The sequence below is a fragment of the Aliidiomarina indica genome (assembly GCF_015354615.1).
Taxonomy (GTDB): domain Bacteria; phylum Pseudomonadota; class Gammaproteobacteria; order Enterobacterales; family Alteromonadaceae; genus Aliidiomarina; species Aliidiomarina indica.
Genome location: NZ_JACAVQ010000005.1, coordinates 68,799 through 95,295, shown reverse-complemented (window position 1 = coordinate 95,295; position 26,497 = coordinate 68,799). Strand labels below are relative to the sequence as shown.

The 26,497-nt window shown below is 47.4% G+C and carries 31 protein-coding genes and 3 tRNA genes; 28 read left to right on the top strand and 6 right to left on the bottom strand.

The window, feature by feature from the left end; all coding sequences use genetic code 11:
* Positions 1 to 47: 47 nt before the first annotated feature.
* The 6 genes from pal (at position 48) to HXZ99_RS08750 (ending at position 4,054) form a co-directional block, all read left to right on the top strand.
* Complete coding sequence (pal, locus tag HXZ99_RS08775; protein ID WP_194756917.1) at positions 48 to 581, top strand: peptidoglycan-associated lipoprotein Pal; 534 nt, start codon at positions 48 to 50, stop codon at positions 579 to 581.
* A gap of 122 nt (positions 582 to 703) precedes the next feature.
* Positions 704 to 1,462 carry a tol-pal system protein YbgF gene (gene ybgF, locus HXZ99_RS08770; protein ID WP_194756916.1) on the top strand — a complete coding sequence of 253 codons (759 nt, stop codon included), beginning with the start codon at positions 704 to 706 and terminating at the stop codon, positions 1,460 to 1,462.
* A 304-nt stretch (positions 1,463 to 1,766) separates the two neighbouring features.
* Positions 1,767 to 1,842, top strand: a tRNA-Lys gene (locus tag HXZ99_RS08765).
* 28 nt (positions 1,843 to 1,870) lie between these two features.
* Positions 1,871 to 1,946: transfer RNA gene (locus tag HXZ99_RS08760), tRNA-Lys, on the top strand.
* A 165-nt stretch (positions 1,947 to 2,111) separates the two neighbouring features.
* Entirely contained in the window at positions 2,112 to 3,155 is a 1,044-nt protein-coding gene (gene nadA / locus HXZ99_RS08755; RefSeq protein ID WP_194756915.1) for a quinolinate synthase NadA, read from the top strand.
* Positions 3,156 to 3,193: 38 nt separating this feature from the next.
* Complete coding sequence (locus HXZ99_RS08750) at positions 3,194 to 4,054, top strand: NAD(P)H-binding protein (protein ID WP_194756914.1); 861 nt, start codon at positions 3,194 to 3,196, stop codon at positions 4,052 to 4,054.
* 211 nt (positions 4,055 to 4,265) lie between these two features.
* On the opposite strand, the gene HXZ99_RS08745 is transcribed toward HXZ99_RS08750, so the two are convergent.
* On the bottom strand, positions 4,266 to 4,394 hold the full coding sequence (locus tag HXZ99_RS08745) for a DUF3149 domain-containing protein (protein WP_194756913.1): 129 nt from the start codon (positions 4,392 to 4,394) through the stop codon (positions 4,266 to 4,268).
* Positions 4,395 to 4,557: 163 nt separating this feature from the next.
* Between HXZ99_RS08745 and HXZ99_RS08740 the strand changes: the two genes are divergently transcribed.
* Together HXZ99_RS08740 and HXZ99_RS08735 are read left to right on the top strand one after the other, a co-directional pair.
* Complete coding sequence (locus tag HXZ99_RS08740; RefSeq protein WP_194756912.1) at positions 4,558 to 5,946, top strand: SLC13 family permease; 1,389 nt, start codon at positions 4,558 to 4,560, stop codon at positions 5,944 to 5,946.
* A gap of 129 nt (positions 5,947 to 6,075) precedes the next feature.
* On the top strand, positions 6,076 to 6,291 hold the full coding sequence (locus HXZ99_RS08735) for a DUF2798 domain-containing protein (protein WP_194756911.1): 216 nt from the start codon (positions 6,076 to 6,078) through the stop codon (positions 6,289 to 6,291).
* Between the two features lie 86 nt (positions 6,292 to 6,377).
* Here HXZ99_RS08735 and HXZ99_RS08730 read toward each other — a convergent pair.
* The 4 genes from HXZ99_RS08730 to HXZ99_RS08715 all read right to left on the bottom strand — a co-directional run bounded on the left by HXZ99_RS08730 (position 6,378) and on the right by HXZ99_RS08715 (position 9,012).
* A tRNA-Ser gene (locus tag HXZ99_RS08730) sits at positions 6,378 to 6,468 on the bottom strand.
* A 75-nt stretch (positions 6,469 to 6,543) separates the two neighbouring features.
* Positions 6,544 to 7,137, bottom strand: coding sequence for a hypothetical protein (locus HXZ99_RS08725; protein ID WP_194756910.1), 594 nt, complete (start codon positions 7,135 to 7,137; stop codon positions 6,544 to 6,546).
* Between the two features lie 160 nt (positions 7,138 to 7,297).
* On the bottom strand, positions 7,298 to 7,909 hold the full coding sequence (locus tag HXZ99_RS08720) for a 4'-phosphopantetheinyl transferase family protein (RefSeq protein ID WP_194756909.1): 612 nt from the start codon (positions 7,907 to 7,909) through the stop codon (positions 7,298 to 7,300).
* Between the two features lie 17 nt (positions 7,910 to 7,926).
* Positions 7,927 to 9,012 carry a methyltransferase gene (locus HXZ99_RS08715; protein WP_194756908.1) on the bottom strand — a complete coding sequence of 362 codons (1,086 nt, stop codon included), beginning with the start codon at positions 9,010 to 9,012 and terminating at the stop codon, positions 7,927 to 7,929.
* Positions 9,013 to 9,206: 194 nt separating this feature from the next.
* On the opposite strand from HXZ99_RS08715, the gene HXZ99_RS08710 reads away from it, so the two are divergent.
* The 19 genes from HXZ99_RS08710 (at position 9,207) to HXZ99_RS08620 (ending at position 24,939) form a co-directional block, all read left to right on the top strand.
* Positions 9,207 to 9,914: a beta-ketoacyl synthase chain length factor gene (locus tag HXZ99_RS08710; RefSeq protein WP_194756907.1), complete on the top strand. Its 708-nt coding sequence runs from the start codon at positions 9,207 to 9,209 to the stop codon at positions 9,912 to 9,914.
* On the top strand, positions 9,874 to 10,671 hold the full coding sequence (locus HXZ99_RS08705) for a lysophospholipid acyltransferase family protein (protein WP_194756906.1): 798 nt from the start codon (positions 9,874 to 9,876) through the stop codon (positions 10,669 to 10,671). The genes HXZ99_RS08710 and HXZ99_RS08705 overlap by 41 nt, the downstream gene beginning before the upstream one ends.
* Before the next feature lie 6 nt (positions 10,672 to 10,677).
* A complete protein-coding gene (locus HXZ99_RS08700) occupies positions 10,678 to 10,932 on the top strand; it encodes a phosphopantetheine-binding protein (RefSeq protein ID WP_194756905.1) in 255 nt (84 codons plus the stop codon).
* Positions 10,933 to 10,944: 12 nt separating this feature from the next.
* Positions 10,945 to 11,193, top strand: a complete 249-nt coding sequence (locus HXZ99_RS08695; protein WP_194756904.1) for an acyl carrier protein — start codon at positions 10,945 to 10,947, stop codon at positions 11,191 to 11,193.
* 101 nt (positions 11,194 to 11,294) lie between these two features.
* Positions 11,295 to 11,756, top strand: a complete 462-nt coding sequence (locus HXZ99_RS08690; RefSeq protein ID WP_228517846.1) for a COG4648 family protein — start codon at positions 11,295 to 11,297, stop codon at positions 11,754 to 11,756.
* A 10-nt stretch (positions 11,757 to 11,766) separates the two neighbouring features.
* Entirely contained in the window at positions 11,767 to 13,071 is a 1,305-nt protein-coding gene (locus HXZ99_RS08685; RefSeq protein ID WP_194756902.1) for an AMP-binding protein, read from the top strand.
* Entirely contained in the window at positions 13,068 to 13,448 is a 381-nt protein-coding gene (locus tag HXZ99_RS08680) for an ApeI family dehydratase (protein WP_194756901.1), read from the top strand. The genes HXZ99_RS08685 and HXZ99_RS08680 overlap by 4 nt, the downstream gene beginning before the upstream one ends.
* Positions 13,448 to 14,191: a glycosyltransferase family 2 protein gene (locus HXZ99_RS08675; protein WP_194756900.1), complete on the top strand. Its 744-nt coding sequence runs from the start codon at positions 13,448 to 13,450 to the stop codon at positions 14,189 to 14,191. Before HXZ99_RS08680 ends, HXZ99_RS08675 begins: the two co-directional genes overlap by 1 nt.
* Positions 14,184 to 15,137: an LpxL/LpxP family acyltransferase gene (locus HXZ99_RS08670; protein ID WP_194756899.1), complete on the top strand. Its 954-nt coding sequence runs from the start codon at positions 14,184 to 14,186 to the stop codon at positions 15,135 to 15,137. The genes HXZ99_RS08675 and HXZ99_RS08670 overlap by 8 nt, the downstream gene beginning before the upstream one ends.
* A 34-nt stretch (positions 15,138 to 15,171) precedes the next feature.
* On the top strand, positions 15,172 to 16,722 hold the full coding sequence (locus HXZ99_RS08665) for an HAL/PAL/TAL family ammonia-lyase (RefSeq protein ID WP_194756898.1): 1,551 nt from the start codon (positions 15,172 to 15,174) through the stop codon (positions 16,720 to 16,722).
* Between the two features lies 1 nt (position 16,723).
* Positions 16,724 to 17,128, top strand: coding sequence for an acyl-CoA thioesterase (locus HXZ99_RS08660; protein ID WP_194756897.1), 405 nt, complete (start codon positions 16,724 to 16,726; stop codon positions 17,126 to 17,128).
* Positions 17,125 to 17,673 (top strand): LolA family protein, encoded by a 549-nt coding sequence (locus HXZ99_RS08655; protein WP_194756896.1) that lies wholly within the window; start codon positions 17,125 to 17,127, stop codon positions 17,671 to 17,673. The genes HXZ99_RS08660 and HXZ99_RS08655 overlap by 4 nt, the downstream gene beginning before the upstream one ends.
* Positions 17,670 to 19,889: an MMPL family transporter gene (locus HXZ99_RS08650; RefSeq protein WP_194756895.1), complete on the top strand. Its 2,220-nt coding sequence runs from the start codon at positions 17,670 to 17,672 to the stop codon at positions 19,887 to 19,889. Before HXZ99_RS08655 ends, HXZ99_RS08650 begins: the two co-directional genes overlap by 4 nt.
* A gap of 26 nt (positions 19,890 to 19,915) precedes the next feature.
* Positions 19,916 to 20,518 (top strand): DUF3261 domain-containing protein, encoded by a 603-nt coding sequence (locus HXZ99_RS08645; RefSeq protein ID WP_194756894.1) that lies wholly within the window; start codon positions 19,916 to 19,918, stop codon positions 20,516 to 20,518.
* The gene (locus HXZ99_RS08640) at positions 20,511 to 21,704 is read left to right on the top strand and encodes a beta-ketoacyl-ACP synthase (protein WP_228517844.1); all 1,194 of its coding nucleotides are present in this window, start codon (positions 20,511 to 20,513) and stop codon (positions 21,702 to 21,704) included. Before HXZ99_RS08645 ends, HXZ99_RS08640 begins: the two co-directional genes overlap by 8 nt.
* The gene (locus HXZ99_RS08635) at positions 21,701 to 22,162 is read left to right on the top strand and encodes an ApeP family dehydratase (RefSeq protein ID WP_194756893.1); all 462 of its coding nucleotides are present in this window, start codon (positions 21,701 to 21,703) and stop codon (positions 22,160 to 22,162) included. The genes HXZ99_RS08640 and HXZ99_RS08635 overlap by 4 nt, the downstream gene beginning before the upstream one ends.
* Positions 22,159 to 22,881: a 3-ketoacyl-ACP reductase FabG2 gene (locus tag HXZ99_RS08630; RefSeq protein WP_194756892.1), complete on the top strand. Its 723-nt coding sequence runs from the start codon at positions 22,159 to 22,161 to the stop codon at positions 22,879 to 22,881. Before HXZ99_RS08635 ends, HXZ99_RS08630 begins: the two co-directional genes overlap by 4 nt.
* Positions 22,881 to 24,110 carry a beta-ketoacyl-ACP synthase gene (locus tag HXZ99_RS08625; RefSeq protein ID WP_194756891.1) on the top strand — a complete coding sequence of 410 codons (1,230 nt, stop codon included), beginning with the start codon at positions 22,881 to 22,883 and terminating at the stop codon, positions 24,108 to 24,110. The genes HXZ99_RS08630 and HXZ99_RS08625 overlap by 1 nt, the downstream gene beginning before the upstream one ends.
* Before the next feature lies 1 nt (position 24,111).
* Positions 24,112 to 24,939, top strand: a complete 828-nt coding sequence (locus HXZ99_RS08620; protein ID WP_194756890.1) for a MipA/OmpV family protein — start codon at positions 24,112 to 24,114, stop codon at positions 24,937 to 24,939.
* A gap of 38 nt (positions 24,940 to 24,977) precedes the next feature.
* Here the strand turns inward: HXZ99_RS08620 and HXZ99_RS08615 are convergent, their stop codons facing one another.
* Entirely contained in the window at positions 24,978 to 25,229 is a 252-nt protein-coding gene (locus HXZ99_RS08615) for a hypothetical protein (protein WP_194756889.1), read from the bottom strand.
* 249 nt (positions 25,230 to 25,478) lie between these two features.
* Between HXZ99_RS08615 and galE the strand changes: the two genes are divergently transcribed.
* Positions 25,479 to 26,486 (top strand): UDP-glucose 4-epimerase GalE, encoded by a 1,008-nt coding sequence (galE, locus tag HXZ99_RS08610; RefSeq protein ID WP_194756888.1) that lies wholly within the window; start codon positions 25,479 to 25,481, stop codon positions 26,484 to 26,486.
* Positions 26,487 to 26,497: the final 11 nt, after the last annotated feature.

Sequence of the window (26,497 nt, the reverse complement as noted above, 5' to 3'; positions counted from 1 at the left end):
TATAACGGTTGTACTATTTCAAACTCGAATGTTAAAGGACAGCAATCATGCAGTTAAATAAAGTTGTGAAAGCTCTGGCGTTTGCCATCCCGGTGTTAGCACTTGCAGCCTGTTCAAGCACCCCAGATGCTGACAGCGATACCACTGGAACTACGGATACACAAACGTCGCAAGACCGCCGTGGCGTTGAAGTTGGCGGTGCAGATCGTATGCGTAGCCCAGAAGAGCAGCGCCAACAGCGCTATGCTGAGCTTCGTCAGGAAACCACCATCTATTTTGATTTCGACGACTCAGGAATTCGCAGCGAATTTGCGGAACTGCTGTCGGCGCATGCAGACTACTTAGTGCGTAACCCGTCGGTATCTGTTGTGATCGAAGGCCACACAGATGAGCGTGGAACGCCTGAGTACAACATCGCCCTAGGCGAGCGTCGTGCGAAAGCAGTAGGCGACTACATGCGTAACCTCGGTGTGCAATCTTCGCAGATCACCACTGTATCTTACGGTGAAGAGAAGCCAGTTGCCCGTGGTAGTAATGAGCGTGCTTGGTCACAAAACCGCCGTGCGGTATTAGTGTACTAAGAACGACTTTTCTGACGGAGGAAGTGAATGCTTCCTCCCGATGAAAACCCAAGCACAGTATTTCGGTCCTCACTGTGTTTGGGTTTTCTGGACCTGACACGATAAAACGGAATCTTATGCTGATGAGAATTTCTGGATTGGCAATTGCACTAACATTTGCTGGCGTCGCTTTGGCCTCCGGTCCGGCGCCTGTGGTGAGTGTGGCAAATGCCCAAGGCACCGAGAGCACAAGCCAGCGCTTAGATCGCTTAGAGCGTCTTATAGAGGCGCGCTCGCAAGGGCAGATGGCCATGCTCGAGCAACTGAATCTGTTACAGCGCGAACTGAGTGAATTACGCGGCATTGCAGAAGAGCATACCTTTCAAATCGAACAGATATTGCAACGCCAACGGGATATCTATCAAGAATTAGATCAACTCGGCCAGCAGGTGCGCAGCGGCGCAGGAGCGGGCACGGGTTCAGCGGCCGCGACCGTACCAACAATAGATATCGCCTATTCTGACGATTTGAGTGAGAACGAAGCCTACGATCGTGCGGTGCGTTTGGTGTTGGAAGAACGCCGTTATGATCAGGCTATCCCTGAGTTTCAAACGTTCTTACAGAATTATCCAAATTCAACCTACCGCAGCAATGCTTTATATTGGCTCGGTCAGCTGTATTATGCCCGTCAAGATTACGATCAAGCGGAAAAGCATTTTACCGATGTGATCGAGAATCATCCGAATTCAACCAAGCGAGCCGATTGTATTTTGAAGCTTGGCATGATTGCGCGTGCACGCGGAAATACCAGTGCCGCCCGCACACACTTTCAAAAAGTGCGCAGCGAATATCCAAACTCAACCGAAGCAGGTTTGGCGGCGCGTCAATTGGAATCACTGTAACCAACGCATTGCGTTGGCTTGGGCCGGGCATGGACACGGCGTCATGCCCGGCCGTATTCCGTCGCTAACGCACCTCATTGGTTAGAGGTGCGCAATATCTGCATGATTAAGTTAAAGAAAAGTTGAGAAAATAGCGGCTTCGCTCATAAATTGCGCGAAAAGCGGCTAAATTCCAAAAAATTGAAAAATAACCTGCGATTGGTCCTTGCATCAACGCGATAATTCAGTAAACTATGCCGCCGTTGTTAGGGCATTCTGACAACGCGCAAACCCCCTCATTTTCGGGGTTTGCATTTGGAAAAGTGGGTCGTTAGCTCAGTTGGTAGAGCAGTTGACTTTTAATCAATTGGTCGCAGGTTCGAATCCTGCACGACCCACCACTTCTCCAAAACCGCACCTTTTTTAGATGGGTCGTTAGCTCAGTTGGTAGAGCAGTTGACTTTTAATCAATTGGTCGCAGGTTCGAATCCTGCACGACCCACCATCTTTCCCCGTTGTCTCCAAAATGATCGAAACCTTGCGTTCTGTGCGTAGTCTAACGACGTACAGCATAGATGAATTTTTCTACGAATTTGGCTATACTAGCCGTCCTCCAGCGCTCCATAAAAAGCGCGGTTAAATTGATGATTGCAAAGAGTGTGATGTAACTATGACTCAGGCACAAGTATTGCCTCCGTTGGAGTTTGATTTCCCAGCGAAACCTAAGCCTTTAAGTGAGGCGCAAAAACTTGCTCACCGTGAGCGCATTAAAACACTACTGAAAGAGAAAGATGCCGTATTAGTGGCGCACTATTATACGGATCCGGAAATTCAGGCATTGGCCGAAGAAACCGGCGGATGCGTGGCCGACTCCTTGGAGATGGCCCGTTTTGGTGCGCATCATTCTGCCAAGACGTTGATTGTTGCCGGTGTGCGCTTTATGGGCGAGACCGCCAAAATCCTCACGCCTGAGAAAACAGTGCTGATGCCCACCCTTGAAGCGACCTGTTCGCTCGATTTGGGCTGTCCGATAGAAGAGTTCTCTAAGTTTTGTGACGCGCATCCCGACCATACGGTCGTCGTGTACGCCAATACCTCAGCGGCGGTGAAAGCGCGGGCCGATTGGGTGGTGACTTCGTCTATCGCGGTAGATTTAATCGAACATTTAGATAGCAAGGGCGAGAAGATCTTGTGGGCGCCAGACCGTCACCTTGGCGGCTATCTTGCCAAGAAAACGGGCGCAGACATGCTGTTATGGCAGGGCGCTTGTATTGTTCATGACGAGTTTAAGGCGAATTCCTTGCGTCAGCTTAAGGCCCAGTATCCAGATGCGGCAGTGCTGGTGCATCCGGAGTCGCCAGCGGCGGTGGTAGACATGGCGGATGCGGTGGGTTCAACTTCCCAGTTGATTAAAGCTAGCCAAACTATGCCTAACGAGCGCTACATTGTGGCGACCGATAAAGGTATTTTCTACAAAATGCAGCAACTGTCGCCGGAGAAGCACTTTATTGAAGCGCCAACGGGCGGTAACGGCGCAACGTGTCGTAGTTGTGCACATTGCCCGTGGATGGCAATGAATGGCTTAGCGGCCATTGAGAGCGCTCTCACCGATGGTGGCGACATGCATGAAATTCATGTCGACGCGAAGCTCGGAGAGCGGGCTATGTTGCCATTAAACCGCATGTTGGATTTCGCAAAAACCCTAAACCCTTGATTCATTGAAAGGGTGTTGAAGCAAGGCGAGGATTGGTCATGACAGAAACGCCCCATGTGCTTTTAGTGGGTTACGGCGACATCGCATGTCGCCTGACACCGCTGCTGTTTGATCGCGGTTTCGCTGTTACCGGCGTACGTCGCCATCCCGAGCGCGCCAAACTCCCTGAATTACACGCCAACAGTCCTCAGTTTTCACTGGTGCAAGGCGATGCGAGCTCCGATGAGGACTGGCAGCGTCTGCTTGAAACCCGTTTTGATGCCATTATTTTCACCCTGACACCGAGCGAGTTTAGCGAGCTAGGCTATCAGCAAGGTTATGTGGAGCCGGTGCGGGCGATGTTGTCGGCGCTAAGTAGCTTTACTGCAGAAATGCTCCCCACGGTGCTCTATGTATCCAGTACCGCCGTGTACGGTGAGCGCGATGGTGAATGGGTAGATGAACTAACACCTACCCAGCCTACCGGATTTGCGGGGCGCCAGTTGCTTGCGGCCGAGAACCTGTTGCAAGCAAGCGGCTTACCCCATGTGCTTGTGCGCGCCTCAGGCATATACGGACCAGGGCGAGAGCGTATGCACAAAGGAATCCAAGAAGGGACTTATACGATTACGCCCGCGTGGACGAATCGCATTCATGCGGATGATCTCGCCCGCGCCCTCGATCATTTGTTGATGCTGAAGTTTAGTGGCGAGCCGATGGATGAACTGTATTTGGCAACGGACGACGAACCGCTTCTTGCAGAAGAATACGTGCGCCGCGTAGCAGAGCGCATTGGTGCCGACGCCAGCAATTTGCCTCGCAGCAACGAGATCGGCCCACGCGGCAGTAAACGCCTCTCTAACGCCCGACTCTCAGCCACCGGCTTTGATTTCCTGCACCCAACCTATCCCGTCTCGTAGCCAACGCACCGCGTTGGTCAGGTAGCTGTCACATCCCGTAGCCAACGCACCGCGTTGGTCAGCTGGCTGTGCGTGGACACGGCGTCAGGAATGACCCCGTGAGGGACGCCGCGAGCCCATCCCTGGGGGCTTGGCTGCCGCATCCCTGCGGCAGACACCCTCACGAAGCCAAATCCTAACGCCGCATCCCGTAGCCAACGCACCGCGTTGGCTACTCCGCGTGTTGGACTTTATAGATAAAATAAATCGCGTAGAAAATACAGATGGCCAGCACCACAGCGAGGCCTGTAAATGAGAAGAAAATAACCGGATCACTCAGAAATTCGCGCCATAGGTTCATTGCGATTCCCTCCTTACTTAGTTGATGTTCTTAGTATATCGACGCAAATATTTGCTGATATGACGTGGATCAAGCTTCCCTCCGATTGCCGAATCGACGCTGGTGCTATGCTGCAACGCAGGTATAATCAAGAAAAATAAGAAAAACAAAACAAGGACAAGCTATGGTGGGCGCCCTCGCACAATCGCTCAAACCCAATCACATGATAATTGGCCCAATCGTCGCATTGCTTGCGTGGCTGATTGCTACGGTGGCAGGTATGGAAGCCCCTGCAGCTTGGACTTTGGCTGTGGTGGTATGGGTGGCTTGGTGGTGGATTACTGAGGCACTCCCGCTCCCGGTTACCTCATTGCTCCCGTTTATCCTACTTCCCCTTGGCGGCATTCTCGATTTTCGTGAGGCGAGCGGATCACTGGGTGATCATGTCATCGTGTTATTCATGGGCGCATTTATGCTCGCCAAGGCGGTGGAAGCGAGCGGTGTGCATAGGCGTATCGCGCTGACTCTTGTCGGTTGGATCGGCGTTACCGAGGGGCGACGCATTGTGTTGTCGTTTATGTTGGCGGTGGCCGTGCTTTCCATGTGGATTTCCAATACTGCCGCGGTATTAGCCTTGCTGCCGGTTGCCTTAGCTATGGCCGACGCCAGTGATAACCATCGTTTTCAGCGCGCCTTGCTGCTTGGTTTAGCCTACTCTGCGTCACTCGGCGGCGTGGCCACGCTTATTGGCACGCCCCCCAACCTTATTTTTGCCTCCATTTATGAAACTTACTCCGGAGATACCTTCGGTTTTGGTCGCTGGATGCAGATTGGTATTCCCATGGTGGTGCTCGGATTGCCGGTCATCGGCTGGTGGCTTACACGTGGATTAACGTTGTCGATGCCTTTAGAACTGCCAAAACAAGGTCCGATGACCGCCTATGAAAAGCGTGTGCTGATGGTGTTTGGCGCGGTCATTTTTCTTTGGGTGTTTCGTACCGAACCCTTTGGCGGCTGGACAGGAGTGACCGGTATCACGGGTGTCGGCGACAGCACCATTGCTCTTGCCGGCGTAGTGGCTATGTTTGTGGTGAGCAATGGTCATGGTGGGCGCTTACTCACTTGGGAGCAGGCAGTAAACATTCCATGGGGGATTTTGCTGCTGTTCGCAGGTGGCATCTGCTTAGCCGCTGGCGTCATGGCCTCAGGCTTAAGTGATATCATTGGTTCGGGCTTGGGCGGCATGATTGGCATTCCAATCTGGTTGCTGATATTTCTATTGGCCCTAAGCGTGTCCTTCCTCACAGAAGTGACTTCCAATACCGCGACCGCCACCTTGCTCATGCCCATATTGGCCGCAACCGCGGGTTCCGCCGGTTTGCCCATCGAGCTACTGATGATCCCCGCCGTGATCGCCTGTAGCTGCGCATTCTGTATGCCCGTGGCAACCCCACCGAACTCCATCGTCTTTGCATCCGAGAAAATAACCATCAAAGAAATGGCCCGCGAAGGCGTTGTACTCAACGTCCTCCTCGCAGGAGTCATCACCATCGTCGCCATCCTCTTCGTATAAAAACACAGTTCCGCCCCAGGGGTGGAACTGTTGTTTCTTTTACATTTCAACGAGGTAGATAAAAGCCGCGAGGGACGAAAACAGAGTTACACCCCAGGGGTGGAACTATTGCTAGCGAAAGGAAGAAGAATGAAAAAATTAGTTTTTCCCATACTCATGTCATTGTACATGGCGTTTCTAATGACAGGCCTGATTACCTGGATAAACACTGGGCTAGGCGAGGGTTTCTTTGGCCGCTGGTGGCAAGCGTTTTACATCGCTTGGCCGATAGCGGCAATACTCGTATTCATTGGCGTCCCGAAAATACGCGCGCTCAGCGACACCATCAGCAAGCGCTTCAACTGACGAACACAGAGTTACACCTCAGGGGTGGAATTGTTTGGAAGGGATAACGAAAAAACCCGCCAAAAAGGCGGGTTCTTTCGTTATTCTGGCGGATAGGGAGGGATTCGAACCCTCGATACGGGATTACCGTATACACACTTTCCAGGCGTGCTCCTTCAGCCACTCGGACACCTATCCTGCAAGCCGCGCTATGTTAGGGAATTCGCTCGGTGGAATCAAGGAAAAGCGTGAATTTTTAAGAAAAAACCGAGGCTATAGAAATAGCTTCGGTAGGTTCTCGGTAAAAATGCCACGCGTGCATAGCGCAGTATTTCCAATCACTGTCCATGCGTCGCTAGTTTCGTACTTTTCCCGACCAAAACTACTGGCGTGTGTAATATCGATCTGAATCCGCGGTTGAAAGGTCGCGAGCTCACACAGGATATCGAGAGCCTCGTCGGTGCGTCCCTCCAACAACGAGCAACCGCATTCGGCAAAGCGATTATCGCTCGTGCGATAGGCAAAGCTCCAAAGAAAATCATCGATAATCCAGTGTTCATTATCACGCACTAACATGAAATAGCTAAAACGCTCTTCCATAAAGGCCGGATAATGGTGAGAGCTTGTATAAAGTGCATTGATTTCGTTGCCGACGGTGAGCTCCGGGGTATGGCTTTCAACAATGCGAAAGCGGTAATTGTAGATTTCGTTCACGCAGTAGATAAGGTCGTCGGAATTCTCGCATGGCAGCATTTCATGGCCTATATACTCGGCGACCACGGGATGAAAATCGTCATACATGGCAGACGCGGTAAATGATGCAAATAACAGCAACATGACTGATATTTTTTGACGTAAAGATCCCATACAAATCCCCCGAAGTAAGGCCAACGATTTAGCATCGCAGAACTTCATCAAAAACACAAAAACATAGTTCCACCCCTGGGGCGTAATTGTTGTACCGCTGGTGAAATCAGAGTTGTACCCCAGGGGCGTAACTGTTGAGGTGGGATGGTGAGTCTGTTCTTTATTTGATCTTGAAGGGGGGAGTAGCTAACTCTTTTATTTGTACATCTTGATGTGAAGCGGCTGCCCAGCAGTAATCATTATCTTGTCCATGGCTTATTCTATGCTCGGTAGGCAGAATAAAAGGTTGATTGAGTAATTCAACAACGGCAATTTTATTGAATTTAGCGTAGGCCTCTAACGCGACCCAGCGGGAATAAAAAGTATCAACAGTGCAATCTTTGAAAACGGAATACTCGGTGATAAAAGCGGAAGTGTTTCGGTTCTTACTGGTAAATTGGATATCGACCCCAACGGAGTTATCGCGACTCACTGCGGCTAGAATAGCGCCCTCAGAATGCGAGATAGACAGATGCCAGGGGGAACGATTTACAGATAAACTTGGGGGTGACAAGCTTGGTAGTGAAATCTCAATGCCATCAAAGCAAAGGTTCCCAGTTTGGGCAACTAAGTACCTTACCAAGGCTCGACCTAAGGCAAACTCCCAAGCTCTCTTAATATTCTTCTGCTGGCAGGCATACTCAAGTTCAACTGAATGAAGATAGGTTCGTATAGGCGCGAAATTCATCTCACAAAATGGAGGCCAAGGCTGCGGAATACGTAACTGAGCCATCCAAATCATAGGAAACCTTACTTCTTTCGGCATATAAGAAGTGTATGCCCATAACCGATATGATCTGTTCGTGACTCCACCTCGAAACCGGCGTTATCTAAACACTGAAGCATGGCTTCGATGCTGTAGAATCTGCTGTTTCCGTTGGCCATAGTAGTGAAGTATAGAGAGGCGGCATTGAGGGAGAGTGCTGCTGCTTCGAATTTTTGACAATTCCAGAACAGCTCTAAAATACCAATGCGAGCATTAGGTTTTGAAGCCGCATGTATCTTTTTCAGAATATTGGTAATCTGTTCTTCACTAAAGCAGTCTAAAAACTGGCTCATCCACCAAAAGTCGGCACTCGATGGAAGCGTTTCCTCAGACAAAATATCAATCGGAAAGGTAGCGATGCGGTCAGCCCCCGGTTGACCACTATTTTGTTGCTCAGCAGTGCTGCACTGAATCGGTAAGTCTACAATAGTGACTTCGACCTCTGGATCGTAAGCGACGCACGCGCGGGCCCATTTTCCAGTATTTCCTCCTACATCGAACATTTTTTTGGGGCTTGAAGCGAAAACGAGAGGGAGTACAGAGCTAAAGGCGTTATCCGAGTAATAGTGGTCATAAGCAAACCAGCTTTCTTTCGCTGGGCTGGGTAGTTTACTAAGAACCGGATAAATCGTCGGTGAATCGATGAGCTCCTTTAAACCCGCCGGAGTTTCTGTTGAAAATGCTTCTTCTAAATGTTGCATTCCTAAATAACAGACATCCCGAGAGAAGTTCATATTCACTATAGTCATGGGATCATGAAGGAGGAAATGACCAACTTTTCCCAGATGATAACGCTGTTCAGTGTAATAAATAGCTTTAAGACTGAGTCCGTTATCGAGCAATAACGACAGAGCATAAGTGCTTAGGTTTATGCGTTCGCTCAGTTCCTCAATGTTAATACCTTTATCTCCAGCACTCTCAATGGCCTCCAATATTCCTTTGTCACGTAATAGACAAGCCACAAAAAAGAACATAGGTGCATGGGCGATTCGCTGTGCTTCCGAGATCGCGTCAAGTGCAGAAAGCGAATCTCGCTCATATCCATATGAAGAAGGAATATTTATATTCATGATTATATTTTGTATCCGTAACAAGGACCTAGAAAGGTGAACTGAAAGTCTGCCGAAGAAGGCCTAGAAGTGCAAGAAGCAAAGCACTTTAATATCGCGTCTCTAACTTTACATTTACAGTCGATTTACATAAGATTGCGCAAAAAAGAGGGGGTGATTAGCCTCCCATGTTTGCTAGCGAATTAGGTAATAATATGAATCTGACTGTGCAGGGGTGGTCGGCTTGGACACCGCATTGGTCTCACCCATCAATGCACGGCGAAGCTATGCTTGGAAAACCTGATGTAAGTTGGGTTCCGGCAAATGCTAGGCGGCGCCTCAGTTCATTTACCAAAATGGCATTTTTTGTTGCCAAACATGCAAGTTCTCTCGAGAAGCATGAAACTATATTCGCATCGCGTCATGGTGATTTGTCTAAAACCTTGGTGCAACTACAGAACCTAACGAAACACGAGCCACTTTCACCGACTCAATTTGCGTTATCAGTGCATAACGCGGTTGCTGGTCAGTATTGCATTGTGACGGAAAATCAAAAGTCATCTTTGACATTATCTGCCGGAATTCAGAGCTTTGATGCGGCCTTGCTGACCGCTTATGCCCGTTTGCATGCGGATGGGGAATTGAAAGAGGTTGTCGTGGTTTTTGCCGATGAACGGATACCTGAAATCTATGAGGGCAAAGGAGTAACGACTGAGCAGTCGGTAGCATTAGGTTTGCGTGTAGCGCGACATGAAGGATTCGAACAAGGCGACGTCACTCTCAGAATTGAACGGAGCAGTGTAATTTCGAGCGATGTGCAATGTGTATCAAATGTGCACAACGTGCTTCATTTCTTGGAAAAAAATCAAATGGAAGTGAGCTATGCAGGTGCAGGATATAACTGGCGTTGGCAGCGCACGTAGCTACGCTCAGCGCGTGAACCGAGCCTGGAGGGTATGCGCAACGGGCTTGAGTTTCTTTACCTTCGGTTTAGGCGGTGTTGTGCTCTCGGTAACACTAATTCCTTTACTGTACTTGTGTATTTGGAAGAGCTCGCTGCGTAAAAAAGTGGCCCGAGAAAGCGTTCGGTTAGCTTTCCAATGCTTCACATGGTGGATGCATTTTCTCCGAGTTATTGATTACGATTTTGATGCGTTGCCGCTAAAAACAGCGCGTGGGAAGATGGTTATTGCAAATCACCCCACGCTCATTGACGTTGTTGCACTCATCAGTATGACACGAAGTCCTGATTGCGTGGTAAAGGCCGATCTTTTTCGCAATCCGTTTGTCCGGCTAATTATACGAAGTACGGGCTATATCAGTAACTCAGATCCTGAGTTACTGATAAAAGAATGTCGAGATTCGTTAGCAGAGGGCAATAATTTAATCATTTTTCCCGAGGGCACACGCACAAAAAGCGGACAGCAAGTTCGGTTTCAGCGCGGAGCGGCACATATTGCTTTGCGTACGAAAGCGCGAATTATCGCCGTTGATATTTCTTGTGTTCCGGAAACATTGCGCAAAGGAGAGCCTTGGTATTGTAGTCCCCTCTCTAAGCCGAAGCTTACGATCAAATACGTGCAGGAAATAAATGTGGACGAGTACCTATATGATCGCAGTACTTCCCAAGCTGTACGCAGATTAAACCGTGATTTAGAAACAATTTATAAACAGGTGTAGTGGAGCATGGAAACATTAAAACAAGAAATTAAAGAGCTTATTGTCGCATCGCTTGAGCTGGAAGATATTCAGCCAAACGATATTGATGACAGCGCGCCCCTGTTTATTGAGGGGTTGGGCTTAGACTCAATTGACGCTTTGGAACTAGGTTTAGCTATCAAAAAGAAATATAACGTCAAACTTGATGCTAATTCAGAAGAAACAAAGCGCTATTTTGCTAGCGTTAATAGCTTGGCTGAGTTCATCAGCCAAGCTCGGTAAGAGAGAAGAAACATGAAAACAAGAGATGAAATATTTGTCGTCCTCCAGAATATTTTGGTCGATGAGTTTGAAATCGATAAAAATAAAATCACTAAAGATGCGAATCTCTATGAGGAGTTGGACCTCGATAGTATTGATGCGGTTGATCTCGTAGTGAAGTTACGCGAAATCACCGGAAAGAAGATTGATCCAGAAGCATTCAAGGCTGTGCGTACTGTAGATGATGTCGTAGCGGAAGTGCATCAGTTGGTCGTTGCCTAATCATGGTATCAAGCGCACGGTTGTGGCGAGTGTTCCTGTCAGTCGTTCTGATTTTATACCCACTGTATGTTTGGTGGGCGGTTCGCTATTTGCAGCCAATCGTGGCGTTGGTTCCCTTGATCTTAATTCTCGCCCTTAGAGGTTTTTTCACTTCTAGACAGAGCGGACCGACAAGGACATTCTACCTACTTACCGCCATTGTTTTGGCGATAGCGTTAAGTTTCAGAGAAGATGAGCGAGCATTACTGTTTTATCCTGTGTGGATAAACTTGGGAATGTTAGCTCTCTTTGCTTGGTCTTTGTTGCGGCCCCCCACTGTGATTGCTCGCATTGCTAGGTTTATGGAAGGCGAACTTGATCCTAAAGGACTAGCCTACACAACACGTGTTACTCAAGTCTGGTGCGGATTTTTCATAATAAATGGTGGTATTGCGCTATTTACAGCGGTGTATGGAAATTGGGATCTGTGGGTACTTTATAATGGCATGCTGTCTTATGCCCTTATGGGGTTATTGATGTTTGTTGAATGGCGAGTTCGAATCCGTGTTAAAGCAAGTCAATAGGCTCATGAGGTTGAGCTGGATTTCACCAAGCCAACCTCTTTTCATTGCGTCATTCCCCAGTCATTTAGAGACTATTCCGGTTGCTCAATTTTTGCATGACGTCACGTTAGCGACGAAAAAATGTGAAGAGTTTGGCAGTCGTGTACTTCTTAATCGGACTGATTTTTACGAGTTTGCTGTCTGGTTTATTGCGCTAGCTAAGCTCGGTAAAACAATTGTGCTACCTCCCAATGCTCAGCCAACCACACTCACTCAAGTTGAGACGCATTGTGACTCGGTGTGTTCCGCTGTTTTACTTCAGGGAGAGGCGGTCGCTCCTGCTGAGATTTATTTAAGTAACAATACCAAGGTTGTTTTTTTTACCTCAGGAAGTAGTGGTGAGCCAAAGTTAATCACCAAAAAAATAGATCAACTTTGGTTAGAGTCTCAGCAGTTAGAACGCGTATTTTCGGAACAACTCGTTGAGAGCGCGGTGTTTGCCGCAACGGTTCCGGTTAACCATATTTATGGCTTGCTGTTCCGTCTTTTATGGCCGTTGCAAAGTGGTAAAACAATGTATCGGTTGTCTCTGGAATACAGTGAAACTTTGCAGCAGTTACTGAAGAAACATGCTGTTACTCTCATCGCCAGTCCGGTTCATCTAGTGAGGTTTGCACAAGCTCTAGAAACATCAAATGAGCATAACCATGGGCTTACTATTTTTAGCTCTGGAGGTCCGTTATCGGCTGACACAGCGAGTACATACGAAACGTGTCTTGGTAATTCGCCTATCGAGGTATTCGGAAGCACAGAAACAGGAGGCATCGGTTGGCGACGCAATGCAGGTGGCGAAACTCCGTGGAGGCCGTTCCCTCAAATAAGCATTAAGCTAAATAGTCAGCGGTGTCTTGAAATAAAATCGCCCTACATCGACTCAGAAGCATGGTTCACTACGCAAGATAAAGCCGAGCTTATAGGCGCCGAGGAGTTTCGTTTGCTTGGTCGCTCCGATAGAATTGTGAAGGTTGCCGAGAAGCGAGTATCGTTACCGGAAGTGGAATCTTTTGCAAAGCAGTTACCGTGGGTAGCGGATATAAAGGCAATCCTTTTACAGGGGAAGCGAGATTATCTCGGGGCAGTGATCGTGTTGAATGACATAGGGCGCCAACAATTAGAAAGTGGCGGAAAGCTGTTCTTGAACCAGCAAATACGAGATTGTTTAGCGCAGCGATTTGATAGAGTCGCCTTGCCTCGTAAGTTTCGTTACGTAGATGCATTGCCATGTGATGAACGCGGAAAAACTCCGCTGCGGTTTTTAGAGGAATTATTTGAATGATACCCATGGTGGACGAGGGCGACTTTCCAGAGAAAGAAATCCTTGAGCAGAGCGAAACGCTGATACGAATGCGTCTTGTGCTGTCAGAAAGTTTGTCCTACTTTGATGGGCACTTCCCGGGCCATCCTATTCTTGCGGGTGTGGTTCAAGTTCACTGGGCGGTTATATATTGCAAAACATTCTTTCCTGAAATGGTAGAGGTTCTCTCTGTAGACGCTCTCAAATTCCAGCAAGTTATTACCCCCGGGCAACCCTTGGAGCTTGAACTCTCTAAATTGGCCTCCGGTAAGCTGCATTTCAGCTATTGGCTTAATGGTAAGGCGGCATCATCAGGGCGCATTCGCTTTAAACAGAATAATTCAGAGTTGGAGACGTAATGCAGCGGTGTTTTATTATTCCTATCTACAATCATGGCGAAACTATCGAAACGACGGTGCAAGGATTGACCGGTTTTGGTTATCCAATTTTTATCGTTGATGATGGCTCAGATGAAGCAACGAAGGCGATTCTCGAACGTCTGGCTGCCAAGGAGCCACTTGTTCGCTTGCACTCCCATTCAGTGAATAAGGGTAAAGGTGGGGCAGTGATGACGGGAATAAGCGCTGCCTCAGAGCAGGGGTTTACCCATGCTCTGCAAGTAGATGCAGACGGGCAACATGATCTCTCAGATATTAAGCCGATGTGGGCGTTGTCAAAGAAATATCCTGAGTCGCTTATTAGTGGCCAACCACAGTATGATGAGAGCATTCCAAGAGGTCGACGGATAGGCCGGCACATTACTCACGTTTGGGTGTGGATTGAAACACTGTCCTTTGAAATTCGGGATACGATGTGTGGTTTTAGGGTGTATCCCCTAGCTCCGTGTGTTGACCTAATGGCTCGCAAGCGACTTGGTGAGCGTATGGATTTTGATATTGAAATTATGGTGCGTCTGTACTGGCAAGGTCTATCCATACGCTTTTATCCTACTCGCGTCATTTATCCCGAGGACGGTTCCTCTCATTTCCAGGGGTTTCGCGATAATGTACGTATTTCTTGGCTGCATACCCGTTTATTCTTTGGAATGCTTTTAAGAGCGCCAATGCTTTTGTTCTGGCGGAAAGGAAAGGGTGATGGCTGAAAAGCATTGGGTGGACTATAAGGAACGAGGAAGTTATTTTGGTATCCGCATTCTGCTAGGTTTTTATCGGCTTGGTGGGCGTTTACTAGTCAAGATTGGACTTCTACCGATACTTTTATACTTTTTCTTGAGCTCTCGAGCCACCCGATCTGCATCCTTGGATTATTTAGGGCGTGTTTATAAACACTTCGGTGCGACACCTCATCTTCAAACCTACCCCACATGGAAAGAGAGTTTTTTGCATTTTTGGCGATTTGGTCAGGCAGCGGTTGATAAAGTCGATGCCTGGGTCGGCAAGTTGCGAATCGAGGACTTAGAGCTCGGTGATGTCTCTCACTTTGAATCTCAGCTCTCTCAAGGTAAGGGTGCGCTTCTTATCGCTAACCACTTTGGCAATGTGGAAGTATGTAGAGCCTTAGTGAAAGAGCGTTTTTCAGTCCGCATGAATGTTATTGTGTTTACCGAGCATGCGGCGAATTTTAATCGAATTTTAAAGGACGTGAACCCCAGTATAGATGCGGACCTGATACAAGCCAACGCTATCAGCCCGGATTTAGTCATCATGCTGAAAGATAGAGTGGAGCGGGGCGAGTGTGTTGTGATTGTGGGCGACCGTGTTTCCGTGGATTCACCGAACAATGTTGTTTGGACGGATTTTCTTGGGAAATCAGCACCTTTTGCAATAGGGCCGTGGATCTTAGCGAGCGTCTTGTCATGTCCGGTTTATTTGATGTCATGTATGCAAGTGCAAGGTAAGTATCGCTTGGATTTACAGTTTCTTTCGGAAGAAATACGTATTCCGCGGCGCAATAGGAACGACGAGTTAGCACACTGGGTCAAGCGATATGCAACGCATCTCGAGCACTTAGTGAAGACAGACCCATTGCAATGGTACAATTTTTATAATTTTTGGTGCTTGCCTGAAAGCGACGGTAGAGAGGATTAAGACGTTGGAAATGAACGCAACTCAAACAGCTCCTATGCAATTAGAACCAGTAACTTTCGGCAACACCTGGTTACAAATTGAAGACATCTGTGCAATTGCGGCACAAGGAGCAGTAGCGCAATTTAGTAATAATCCAGACTTCTGGCAGAAGATCGACGCCGGGGTTGAGTTTCTAGATAAACTCCTGCGTGAAGACGGTGTCATTTATGGAGTCACAACGGGGTATGGGGATAGCTGCACAGTAAGAGTCCCATTGAGCCAAGTTTGGGAATTGCCTATTCATTTATCACGTTTTCATGGCTGTGGGCTGGGTCAAGATTTTTCGGAGGTGGAAGTTAGAGCGATTCTGTCGGCGCGTTTGGCCTCATTGTCTCAAGGCTATTCAGGCGTGAGTCGCGAGTTAGTGGAACGTTTAGCGTTTTATCTTAATCATGGTATTCACCCTCGAATACCACAAGAGGGAAGCGTTGGAGCTAGTGGTGATTTAACTCCGTTATCGTATCTAGCCGCGAGTTTAATGGGTGAGCGTGAGGTTTATGCCAATGGACAACTGAAACCAACCCGCGATGTACTGAGCGATCTTAACATTGAACCTCTAACCTTGCGTCCGAAAGAGGGCTTAGCTCTAATGAACGGCACAGCGGTGATGACAGCGCTCGCTTGCCTAGCCTTCCAACGAGCGGAGTACTTAACTCGTCTTGGGAGTCGTATTACGGCATTAGCGAGTATCGCAATGCAAGGCAATAGCCACCATTTTGACGAAATCCTCTTTTCGGTTAAGCCGCACCCGGGACAAATCGAAGTAGCGAAATGGATTCGCGATGATCTCAATCATCATGAACATCCGCGTAATTCTTCTCGCCTACAGGATCGGTATTCAATTCGCTGCGCACCGCATGTAATTGGGGTGTTGCGAGATGCATTGCCATGGTTTCGAAGCTTAATTGAAAATGAATTAAATAGCGCGAACGACAATCCTATTATCGACGGACTTGGTGAACACGTGTTGCATGGGGGGCATTTCTATGGAGGCCACATTGCAATGGCAATGGATAGCATGAAGACAGCGGTGGCGAACTTAGCTGATTTGCATGACCGGCAAGTTGCCCAACTTGTGGATACCCGCTTTAATAACGGGCTTCCCGCAAATGTTTCGGCCGCATCAGAAGATCGGATGCACTTGAATCATGGGTTTAAAGCAGTGCAAATAGGTTGCAGTGCGTGGACAGCTGAAGCGTTAAAATTGACCATGCCAGCCAGCGTGTTCTCGCGTTCCACTGAGTGCCATAATCAAGATAAAGTTAGCATGGGAACCATCGCGGCTCGCGATTGCCTGCGAATACTGGAGCTGACCGAGCAGGTTATGGCTGCATCTTTATTGGTAACGCAGCAGGCAGTGCAAATCAGATTAAATCGACAAGAATTAAATCTATCGAGCTTGAGTCCGAATGTTGCCAGCTTTGTAGAAGCTTTCCAGAAAAGCTATCCATTACTCACAGAAGATCGGCCGTTGGAATCAGAGTTACGTTGTTTAATCCATCAAATACAACAGCGGCACTGGCCTTTGTATAGTGAGGAGAATTAGGATGCGCCAGGCCGAGGTTATCGTGGAAGTGCCTTTTTTTGATGTCGATGCAATGGAAATTGTGTGGCACGGCCACTACGTCAAATATTTTGAACTGGCGCGTTGTGAGTTCTTAAAGCAAATTAACTATGATTACCTGCAAATGGCAGAATCAGGCTACGGTTTTCCAATTGTGGATATTCGACTTAAATACGTAGCCTCGGCAACCTTTGGAAGTGCGATTCGAGTGGTTGCAGAGTTAGTGGAGTGGGATTGCTATCTTAAATTCCACTACATAATTACTGATGTAGCGTCGGGCAAAGTTCTCACTAAAGGGATGTCTAAGCAAGTTGCTGTATCTCGGGAAACGGGAGAGATGTGTTACGAGTCGCCGGAAATACTACTGCATAGACTTGGAGTGAAATGATGCCAGCCGTGTTTGTGTTACTGTTGCTTTCATATTGTTTTTCCGCAGTAGTCCCTGCTGCCTTTGCATCCGACCAAATCGACACTGCTCCCATCGTTCAGGGGTTCGAGTTTGAACAAGAAAAACAGCTGCAAGGTTTACCACGTCCCATCCGGAGCACAGGTCGGTTAACCGTTTATAAAGATCATATGTACTGGATTGTAGAGCATCCGGTCGCGACCACTATTCGAGTGGATGGTGATGGCATTCAAGAAGTGGTCGAAGGAGAAGGTAAATTAGTATCGGGAAGTAAGTTTGTTGCACGTTTGCTGATGGCCGTGATACAAAATGATCGTGAGTTTTTGAAAGATCACTTTGAAGCAAGCTCGTGCACAATTGAGGCAGAAAACTGCACTCGATTTATTCCATTATCGCAGCAGATCTTAGATTATTATCAAGATATCAGCGTTTACGGACAGCCTATTCTAAACGGAATCGTGCTAAACGAAAGTAACGGCAGTATTACTACAATAAAGTTAAGTCCCCAAAAGAGTAGTGAAGAGTGAACGATAATAAACTCGCTACAGTTTTAGTGCTTTGTTGGGCGATTCTTTTAGCTTTTGCCGCCCTTCAGTTTCCAAATACGCAATGGCAAAGCAGCATTCTGTCATTTTTACCGTCTCAAGAAGATCAATTAGAACATCAAATTCTGCAGAAAAACCCAACTCATCAGCATATTCGTTTGGTCCTGAGAAATGGCACTGTCGAAGAGTATAAATCTTTTGCGCAGGAGCTTAGAGACACAACAAATGGTGTGGATTGGCTCAACCCAGAGCGGGAATTTGCCGATCTACAAGACACCTATAGGGCTTATAGCGGCGCCTTCATAAGCGATGCGCAATCGAAGCAGCTAAACGGGCGCGAATTCGATGTGTTAATAGAGAATGCGTGGCGCCTATTAAGTGCGCCAACGCCAATTGTCGTCAGTAACTTCACCCAAGATCCTCTCTTATTAACAGAAACAGCCGTGCGGGCCCGTTCGAATCCTTATGCTGGATACAACGTATACGGGTTTGAGATTGCAGATTTACCTCCAGAATGGATGCTTCTGGGGATCATAGCAGCAGATGGCTTAGACCGAACACTGGCGCAAAACATAAGCACAGCAGTGCAGCGACTCGAAGAAAAAACACAAACACAGAACGAAAACTTTCAAGTACTCCGCAGTGGCGTTGTTTTTCATACAGCCGAAGCAGCGACACAAGCTGAGAAGGAAATAAATCTTTTTGGAGCTCTCTCTCTGCTTGGGGTGATTACTCTCATGTGGGTTTGTTTTGGTCGCCTCAAACCACTAGCGGTATCTTTAGGTGTTCTCTTCTTCGCTTTAACCAGCGGCTTTGCAGCGGTTATCGCTGTTTTCACCGAGGTGCATCTGATTGCTCTCGTATTCTCTACAACCCTTATTGGTATCGCAGTCGATTATACGATCCATGGAATTCTAGCAGCAGGCTTCGGAAAGGGAGCATTTCAACGAATGCTCCCTCATTTGAGATTGGGAATGTTAACAACATTGCTAGGCTACTTGGCCATATCGCTTTTGCCTTTTGCATTGTTCCAACAAGTCGCGGTATTTATAGCAGTGGGTCTTGTTGCAGCCTACGCTGCTGTGCATTTTGGTTTAGTAAAATTTGCTGGGCACGATTCATTTGAACCACGCAATCACGTAAGAATGTTAGCCAACAATTATGTACGACAATGGGCGAAGATACCCTCAAAAGCAATTTATATAGTACTTGCGTTTATGGCTTTGGTCGTCGTTTTGGGGATAACACAAATTCAGTTCAATGACGACGTACGGAAGCTAACACGGAGCTCTAGTGGCCTGTTACAACAGGAATTAGAAGTTCAGAAAATAGGGGCAGCGCATTCTGAAGCTGGACAAAAATGGCTCTTACAAGAAGGCGATGACCTAGAAGCGATGCTGCAAGAGCAAGAGACTTTAAGAGGTACTTTGCGAACGTTAGAGTATGTCTATGATTGGCAGATGTTGGCTGATCAACTGCCTTCGAAGGAGCGTCAACAAGCAGCCCTACACCTACAAGGTGAATTTTGGGAAAGTGAGTCAGGTCAACATTATTTGAATCAGCTGGGACTGTTAAAGCCGGAGACGTCCTATTTAATGGGGCTCGAGGATTTAACTGAATGGCAACAGCAATTGTTGAGCGAGCAAGAAGACGGTACTTACGTGAGCTTTATCCAGTTACACGCAGATCTGGGAGACGCAGAACTGGCAGACCTCAACTTACCCAATTCGATACGCTGGTTTAATCCGCTTGATGATGCCGAGAACGCGTTATCCCATTTACGACACCAGCTTTATCTCTGGATTGTCATTGCCTTGTTTGTAACCTTCCTGATGTTAATGTGGAAGCGAAGTTTATCAGTGGCATTCACGGGCATTCTCTATTTAGCTTTTGTATTGGTCGCTGCGCTCTCGTTGAGTCAATGGTTCAACCTTTACCTGACTGTTTTTCATTTGGTGGCCGCAATCCTAGTATTGAGTTTAGCCATTGATTATCTAATTTTTTTCAGCGCACCACTTGAACCCTCATATGTGCAATTGGCCGTTGCCATGTCAGCGATCACGAGCTTACTTGCCTTTGGTGTTTTAACAATGAGCACGACCCCAGCAATTGCGGGATTTGGTATTACCGTACTTTTTGGTATTCTCTTAGGCTCATTGCTGGCGCCTCTTTTTACTCGAATGCGGCCAAAATTTTAATAGGTATAACGTCAGGGAGAATGGTCGTGATTGTATGGATGCGTAAGTTGTACTTGCTAGGGGCCGTTCTCGTAATTAGTTTAGGGACTGCTTGCCAATCATTACCATCAAGTAACTCAATGGTCGCCTACGAAGGTGGTTATTTTCAGATTGCACACAGCTGGCCAAATGCCGACATACAGTGGACACAGCATGCGGTTATAGAGTTTGGTAATGAACGGCAAGAGCTTTTATTGTCGTCTTTGTTTACTCAAGAGAAGTTGGTTGTGGTCGCCTTGACGCTTACGGGTCAGGAGCTATTTCGCGTACGAGTTGAGCAAAATACACTGGAAGTATTGGGTGGAGATACGCTGCCAGACCCGCGCCTCCCGTTACGGATGGTCGTTGAAATGCAACTCGCACTGTTGCCCGAGTCTACGCTTGAAAGGCAGATGCGGGGGGGGTTACGGATACGTCAGGACGACCATGGAGAATGGCGAAGGCATATTTATAATGAAAACGAACGGGTCCTTACAATCTCTGCTGACGAGCACCCCTTGCAAGCACAGGCCATAAAAATTAAACACACAGAATATCATTTAACGATTACAACGCTTGATCGCGAAATCATGGAAACTAGCAATGAGTGACATGCAAATTTGGATGCGTGACTTAGGAATTTGTTGTGCGCTAGGGAGTGCCCAGCAGGAGGTGCTGCAAGCGAGCCTTAAAGGTGATCAAACAGGTATGTGCAGTGAACATCATTTTCTCCATGATGGGTCTCCTACCGTTGTCGGTCGCGTAACTGCAGAGCTACCATCTGTGAGCAATTTTGATAGGAAGTTTCATAGTCGTAATAACCAAATTGCGCTGCATTGTTTACAGCAAATTGAAATATCGCTAAAGCAAGTTAAAGATGAGTTCGATGCTCACAGAATTGCGGTGGTAATCGGTACCAGTACCTCGGGTATTTCAGAGGGTGAATGCGCGTTAAGTGCTAAGGGCGAGCAGGTATCACTGGTAGACGATTTTAATTATTGTGTGCAAGAAATGGGGAATGTCGCGGAATTTGTACAAGTTGCTGCAAAGGTGTCCGGGCCGTCATTTGCGATTTCTACAGCATGTTCTTCGAGTGCGCAGGCTTTGCTAACGGCGCGGGATCTAATTGCCAGTGGTGTCGCAGACGCAGTAATCTGTGGCGGAGTCGACTCACTATGTGAGCTTACATTAAATGGATTTCACGCATTGGAAAGTTTGGATCTGCAACTATGCCAGCCGTTTAGTGCAAATCGAAAAGGCATCAATATTGGCGAAGGTGGTGCATTGTTCATCGTGCAGCGCGGGAAAGGGGAAATTCAACTCTTAGGCGGAGGAACGGCTTCCGATGCGTATCATATGTCGGCACCTCATCCGGAGGGTCGAGGCGCACTAACAGCAATGAATAAAGCCTGTAAAGAAGCAGACGTGATACCAAGTGATATTGGCTACATTAACCTGCATGGAACAGCCACGCCCCTAAACGATGCAATGGAAAGTTTAGCGTTACAACGTCTCGGTGCGGGTTCGGTCTTGGCAAGTTCAACCAAATCGTTAACTGGTCATACGCTTGGTGCCGCTGGAGCCATCGAAATTGGTCTGTGCTGGTTACTACTATCATCGCATAACACCCAAGCAAAGGTGGTTCCCCATGTCTGGGACCAGAGCATTGATGACAGTATTGTCCCATTGCGTTTTGCAACTGACACAGACGTGTTAGAAAAGAGCGTGTGCATGAGCAACTCTTTTGCATTTGGGGGCAGCAATGTATGTGTCATTATTGGGAAAAGTGAACAATGAACGGATTGCGCGTAGAAGATGTGATTCCCCATAAAGCGTCCATGGTTTTGCTCGACGAGCTTATTGATGCAACGTCGACGGGTGCATTTTGTCAGGTACATATCTCGCCTAAGAGCTCGTTTTACACGGAAGTACTAGACGGTGTGCCGGCATACATAGGGTTAGAGTATATTGCCCAAACCATTGCAGCATATTCTGGTGTTGTGGCACGACAAGGCGGAAACAGCCCGCAGATTGGTCTTTTGCTAGGCACCCGAAAATATGAACCAACAAAAAGCCATTTTTCCAACGGCGATATTTTGCACGTAAAAGCAGATAAGTTACTTGAAGATAGTAATGGACTTAGTGTGTTTTTGGGAACTATTGCGGTAGGAACGGAAGATAACGTTGTTGTTCGGGCAAAGATTAATGTGTTTCAGCCCGAGAATGCAGAGAATTGGTTGCAGGAGAAGATATGAAACGAGTTCTAGTTACTGGGGCGAGTCGAGGGATTGGTCGAGCGATAGCCGAAAAACTTGCAGCGGATGGATTCAACATTACTGTTCATTATCGCTCCGGTAAAGAAGGTGCTGAGCAAGCCGCTGCGGAAATTTCAAAGGCTGGGGGACACGCGAACCTACTGCAATTTGATGTATCTGACCGAGCGCAAACTCGTGCCGCACTGGAGCAGGATATCGCTGAGAATGGAGCCTATTGGGGCGTGGTTTGTAATGCAGGCATTACCCGAGACAATGCTTTTCCAGCGCTCTCCGAAGAGGATTGGGATAATGTCATTCATACTAACTTAGATAGTTTCTACAACGTTATTCATCCGCTCGTCATGCCGATGATTCAATTACGAAATGGTGGTCGTATTGTTACAATTGCGTCTGTTTCTGGTATTGCGGGGAATCGAGGGCAAGTAAATTACAGCGCGTCAAAAGCAGGATTGATTGGCGCAACCAAGGCATTAGCATTGGAGTTAGCCAAACGCAAAATTACAGTGAATTGTGTGGCACCGGGACTCATTGGCACCGATATGGTGGATGATCGCGTTGCTAATGAAATCATGAACATGATACCAATGCGTAGAGCGGGAACGGTTGAAGAAGTGGCTGCGACAACGAGCTTCTTATTCTCTAACGGTGCCGCTTATATGACACGGCAGGTACTTTCGGTAAATGGTGGTCTAATTTAATGAAACGTGTAGTAGTTACCGGTATGTCAACAGTGACTGCACTAGGTCATGATTGGCTTACCTTTAAAGAAAATCTCAAGGCTGGTGAAAATGCGGTAACCGTATTTCCAGACTGGGAACGCTTTGATGATATGAACACACGCCTAGCGGCCCCTATCCTCGACTTTCAAAAACCTGCGCATTTTTCTCGGAAAATGGTCCGATCAATGGGACGTGTTGCCCTAATGGCCACTGTTGCTGCAGAGCGCGCGTTGGAGAATGCTGGACTGTTGGATCACACTTCGTTAACCGACGGAAGCTGCGGTGTTGCTTATGGTTCATCAACGGGCAGTACGGAGCCAGTGCTAGCGTTTGCCAATATGATGCACCAAGGCACCATGGCTGGTGTGACGGCAACGAGTTACATTCAGATGATGGGGCATACGGCACCGGTGAATATTGGTGTTTTCTTTGGCCTCAAAGGACGTGTGATTACAACAAGCTCCGCCTGTACATCAGGCTCTCAAGGCATTGGTTACGCCTACGAAGCAATCAAATATGGAAAGCAAAAGCTAATGGTTGCAGGGGGAGCGGAAGAACTGTGTCCTACCGAAGCGGCAGTGTTTGATACTTTATACGCCACGTCCACAAAGAATGAAACGCCGGAGCTGACACCGCGTCCTTTTGATGTGAATCGAGATGGACTCGTGATCGGAGAAGGCGCGGGTACGCTAATCCTCGAAGAGCTTGAGCATGCTCAGGAGCGAGGGGCTAACATTATTGCCGAATTAGTCGGATTTGGAAGCAACTCTGATGGTATGCATGTGACCCAGCCCACATCTGACACCATGGAGATTGCTATGCGCTTGGCTTTGCAAGATGCAGGCTTGCAACCGGAATCTATAGGCTATGTGAATGCTCATGGTACGGCCACAGACAGAGGGGATATCGCAGAGAGTAATGCGACTCATCGAGTCTTTGGTTCAAAGATGCCTATAAGCTCACTGAAAAGCTATTTGGGGCATACATTAGGCGCTTGCGGAGCGATTGAGGCGTGGGCAAGTATCGAAATGATGAGAGATCACTGGTTTGCTCCAACCATTAATTTAACGGAGATAGATCCAGCCTGTGGCGAGCTCGATTATATTGTGGGGGACGGTCGCTCTCTGACTACCGATTATGTGATGACTAATAATTTCGCATTTGGTGGGATTAATACATCTTTGATTTTTAAGCGTTGGCAGTCTTAAAGTGAAATCGAAAGTCTATCTAGGCACCGTATTATTGTTCTTATGGGCCCAATGTTGGTCTGCCAACGCACACGCTGAGCGACTCAGTGATTATATCCCCGAGGATGCGGAAGTGCGTTTGGGCGTTGGTGTTCTAGGTAGTCATTTTCCCGACTATCCGGGGTCAAAACACTCGAGCTCGTTGTATTTACCTTTCCCATTTTTTACATACAAATCAGAGCAACTAGAAGTCGATGGCTCTGAAGTGGTGGGTCGGGTATTTGCAGGCGATAATTGGGAAATAAACATGAACTTTGCCGGTTCAATCCCAACACGCAGTGAGAACAACGCCCGCGCTGGAATGGACGACTTAGGGTGGATTGGAGAAGCGGGACCCTCTCTTGATTTCATACTTCTGGAAAACGATTCACATGAACTAACACTTCGCATACCAGTGCGTGCAGCTATCGCTGCTCGTGGTTTTGATTTTAGCTATTTAGGCTTGCGCTTTGATCCGCAGGTGCGTAATCGGATGACTTTAGGTGATAAACTTGAGTGGGACACCACGATTGCCGCTACATTTAGTGAGCGCCGATATCATCAATTTATGTATGGTGTTGAGTTTGTTGACGCCACTACTAATCGCCCTGAATACCAAGCCCAGGGAGGATACTCAGGATTAAGAGTTTCTACGGGTTTAAGTATGCAATTGAACGACAAATGGTGGATTGGAGGGTTCGTACGCTATCAAGCGCTGCATGGTGTGGTATTCGAACAAAGCCCTTTGTTTGAAAGGAGAAACGGAGTCAGTGTGGGTCTTGCTGTGGCTAGAATTCTCTTTGAACAATGATCGGTCGCATTGCGACCGATCATGCCGAGATTTCGAGATTAATCAAGGATCGCAAGATTAAACTGGCGTCGAATATCGTTGTCGAGGTAATAAACCCAGCGGTTATAGTTTCGATGAATCATATTGGCCCGCTGTCTCAGATTGTCTGAACTATCGTAAACAATAGAGTATTGAGTTTCTGAATAAGGAATTACAACGCGAGCTTTGTGAGTACGAACGATGATTGATGCGATAATTTGAGTATCGGTCGCTTCTTCAACGAGCCAGCCACGCATCGTTGCTGCTGTCATGATAGCGGTTCTTACTTCTTCGTGAGAAAGATTGGTGGGTACAGGCGCATTCCTAATATTTTGGATTGGTTGTGTATTTGCACAAGCTACTAGTGCGAATGAAAAGAACAATAATAATGTTAGTTTAATCGATGTATGCACTGGAGTTCCCTTCTGTGGTTAGATTAGGCCAATGAGTGGCAATATTGTTGCTGGAACAATGTTATCCGAGACAATATATAATTCAACTAGTTTTTAAGTGACTTATCTATGATTTTAGTGACTGGCGGCGCGGGCTACATTGGATCGCATATCGTTGTCGAATTGGCGAATGCTGGTTACGACTTCTTGGTCTTCGATAATTTTTCAAATAGTTCACCCACAAGTATTGAACGTGTATCCAAACTGACTGGATGCGGCGTAAAATGGATCCAAGGTGATGTGCGCAGCCACTCTGATTTAAATCGGGTATTTTCTGAATACTCAATTACCGCAGTGTTGCACTTAGCGGGTTTGAAGATTGTTTCCGAAAGCATAGAAAAACCCCTTGAGTATTACGATAACAATGTTCGCGGGAGTCTATGCCTTCTTGAAGTCATGGGTGCTCATGGCGTGAAGAGAATAGTGTTTTCTTCGTCTGCAGCGGTGTACGGAGAGTCTGCCAGCATGCCTATCACTGAAAATGCGGCTACTGGAAACACCTCTAGTCCGTATGGTGCAAGTAAATATATTGTGGAGCAACGGCTTCAGGAATTGTGCCATTCAGACCCTCAGTGGTCAGCATTTGCGTTGCGTTACTTTAATCCAGTGGGAGCACATCCAACGGGCTTGATTGGCGAAGAAAACCTTGCAAGTGCAACCAACATTTTCCCATCGGTTATTCGAGTCGCTCAAGGACTTTCTGAATACTTCGAAGTTTACGGTAATGATTATCACACCCCAGATGGAACCGGGATTCGTGATTATATTCATGTCGTAGATCTCGCTCGCGGGCATATTGATGCGATATCAGCGATGACACAAAGAAAAGGATTCCACGCTTTTAACCTTGGCACGGGGCGAGGATATTCAGTTCTTGAGGTGCTTCAGGCTTTTGAGAAACACATCCAGCAAACCATTCCGTATCGCTTTTTGCCCCGTCGGGATAGTGATATCAGTGAGAGCTATGCCGCATCGGATCTAGCAGAGGAGACGCTAGGCTGGAAAGCAAATTTCGATCTCGTCGATATGGTACAAGATGTATGGCAATGGACCACTAACACCACTACAAAAACATAGTTCCACAAAAA

Excerpts from the sequence above, each read along its gene's own strand:
- pal (WP_194756917.1), top strand. The coding sequence starts at position 48 with ATGCAGTTAAATAAAGTTGTGAAAGCTCTGGCGTTTGCCATCCCGGTG.
- ybgF (WP_194756916.1), top strand. The coding sequence starts at position 704 with ATGAGAATTTCTGGATTGGCAATTGCACTAACATTTGCTGGCGTCGCT.
- nadA (WP_194756915.1), top strand. The coding sequence starts at position 2,112 with ATGACTCAGGCACAAGTATTGCCTCCGTTGGAGTTTGATTTCCCAGCG.
- HXZ99_RS08750 (WP_194756914.1), top strand. The coding sequence starts at position 3,194 with ATGACAGAAACGCCCCATGTGCTTTTAGTGGGTTACGGCGACATCGCA.
- HXZ99_RS08745 (WP_194756913.1), bottom strand. The coding sequence starts at position 4,394 with ATGAACCTATGGCGCGAATTTCTGAGTGATCCGGTTATTTTCTTCTCA.
- HXZ99_RS08740 (WP_194756912.1), top strand. The coding sequence starts at position 4,558 with ATGGTGGGCGCCCTCGCACAATCGCTCAAACCCAATCACATGATAATT.
- HXZ99_RS08735 (WP_194756911.1), top strand. The coding sequence starts at position 6,076 with ATGAAAAAATTAGTTTTTCCCATACTCATGTCATTGTACATGGCGTTT.
- HXZ99_RS08725 (WP_194756910.1), bottom strand. The coding sequence starts at position 7,137 with ATGGGATCTTTACGTCAAAAAATATCAGTCATGTTGCTGTTATTTGCA.
- HXZ99_RS08720 (WP_194756909.1), bottom strand. The coding sequence starts at position 7,909 with ATGGCTCAGTTACGTATTCCGCAGCCTTGGCCTCCATTTTGTGAGATG.
- HXZ99_RS08715 (WP_194756908.1), bottom strand. The coding sequence starts at position 9,012 with ATGAATATAAATATTCCTTCTTCATATGGATATGAGCGAGATTCGCTT.
- HXZ99_RS08710 (WP_194756907.1), top strand. The coding sequence starts at position 9,207 with ATGAATCTGACTGTGCAGGGGTGGTCGGCTTGGACACCGCATTGGTCT.
- HXZ99_RS08705 (WP_194756906.1), top strand. The coding sequence starts at position 9,874 with ATGCAGGTGCAGGATATAACTGGCGTTGGCAGCGCACGTAGCTACGCT.
- HXZ99_RS08700 (WP_194756905.1), top strand. The coding sequence starts at position 10,678 with ATGGAAACATTAAAACAAGAAATTAAAGAGCTTATTGTCGCATCGCTT.
- HXZ99_RS08695 (WP_194756904.1), top strand. The coding sequence starts at position 10,945 with ATGAAAACAAGAGATGAAATATTTGTCGTCCTCCAGAATATTTTGGTC.
- HXZ99_RS08680 (WP_194756901.1), top strand. The coding sequence starts at position 13,068 with ATGATACCCATGGTGGACGAGGGCGACTTTCCAGAGAAAGAAATCCTT.
- HXZ99_RS08675 (WP_194756900.1), top strand. The coding sequence starts at position 13,448 with ATGCAGCGGTGTTTTATTATTCCTATCTACAATCATGGCGAAACTATC.
- HXZ99_RS08670 (WP_194756899.1), top strand. The coding sequence starts at position 14,184 with ATGGCTGAAAAGCATTGGGTGGACTATAAGGAACGAGGAAGTTATTTT.
- HXZ99_RS08665 (WP_194756898.1), top strand. The coding sequence starts at position 15,172 with ATGCAATTAGAACCAGTAACTTTCGGCAACACCTGGTTACAAATTGAA.
- HXZ99_RS08660 (WP_194756897.1), top strand. The coding sequence starts at position 16,724 with ATGCGCCAGGCCGAGGTTATCGTGGAAGTGCCTTTTTTTGATGTCGAT.
- HXZ99_RS08655 (WP_194756896.1), top strand. The coding sequence starts at position 17,125 with ATGATGCCAGCCGTGTTTGTGTTACTGTTGCTTTCATATTGTTTTTCC.
- HXZ99_RS08640 (WP_228517844.1), top strand. The coding sequence starts at position 20,511 with ATGAGTGACATGCAAATTTGGATGCGTGACTTAGGAATTTGTTGTGCG.
- HXZ99_RS08635 (WP_194756893.1), top strand. The coding sequence starts at position 21,701 with ATGAACGGATTGCGCGTAGAAGATGTGATTCCCCATAAAGCGTCCATG.
- HXZ99_RS08630 (WP_194756892.1), top strand. The coding sequence starts at position 22,159 with ATGAAACGAGTTCTAGTTACTGGGGCGAGTCGAGGGATTGGTCGAGCG.
- HXZ99_RS08625 (WP_194756891.1), top strand. The coding sequence starts at position 22,881 with ATGAAACGTGTAGTAGTTACCGGTATGTCAACAGTGACTGCACTAGGT.
- HXZ99_RS08615 (WP_194756889.1), bottom strand. The coding sequence starts at position 25,229 with ATGACAGCAGCAACGATGCGTGGCTGGCTCGTTGAAGAAGCGACCGAT.
- galE (WP_194756888.1), top strand. The coding sequence starts at position 25,479 with ATGATTTTAGTGACTGGCGGCGCGGGCTACATTGGATCGCATATCGTT.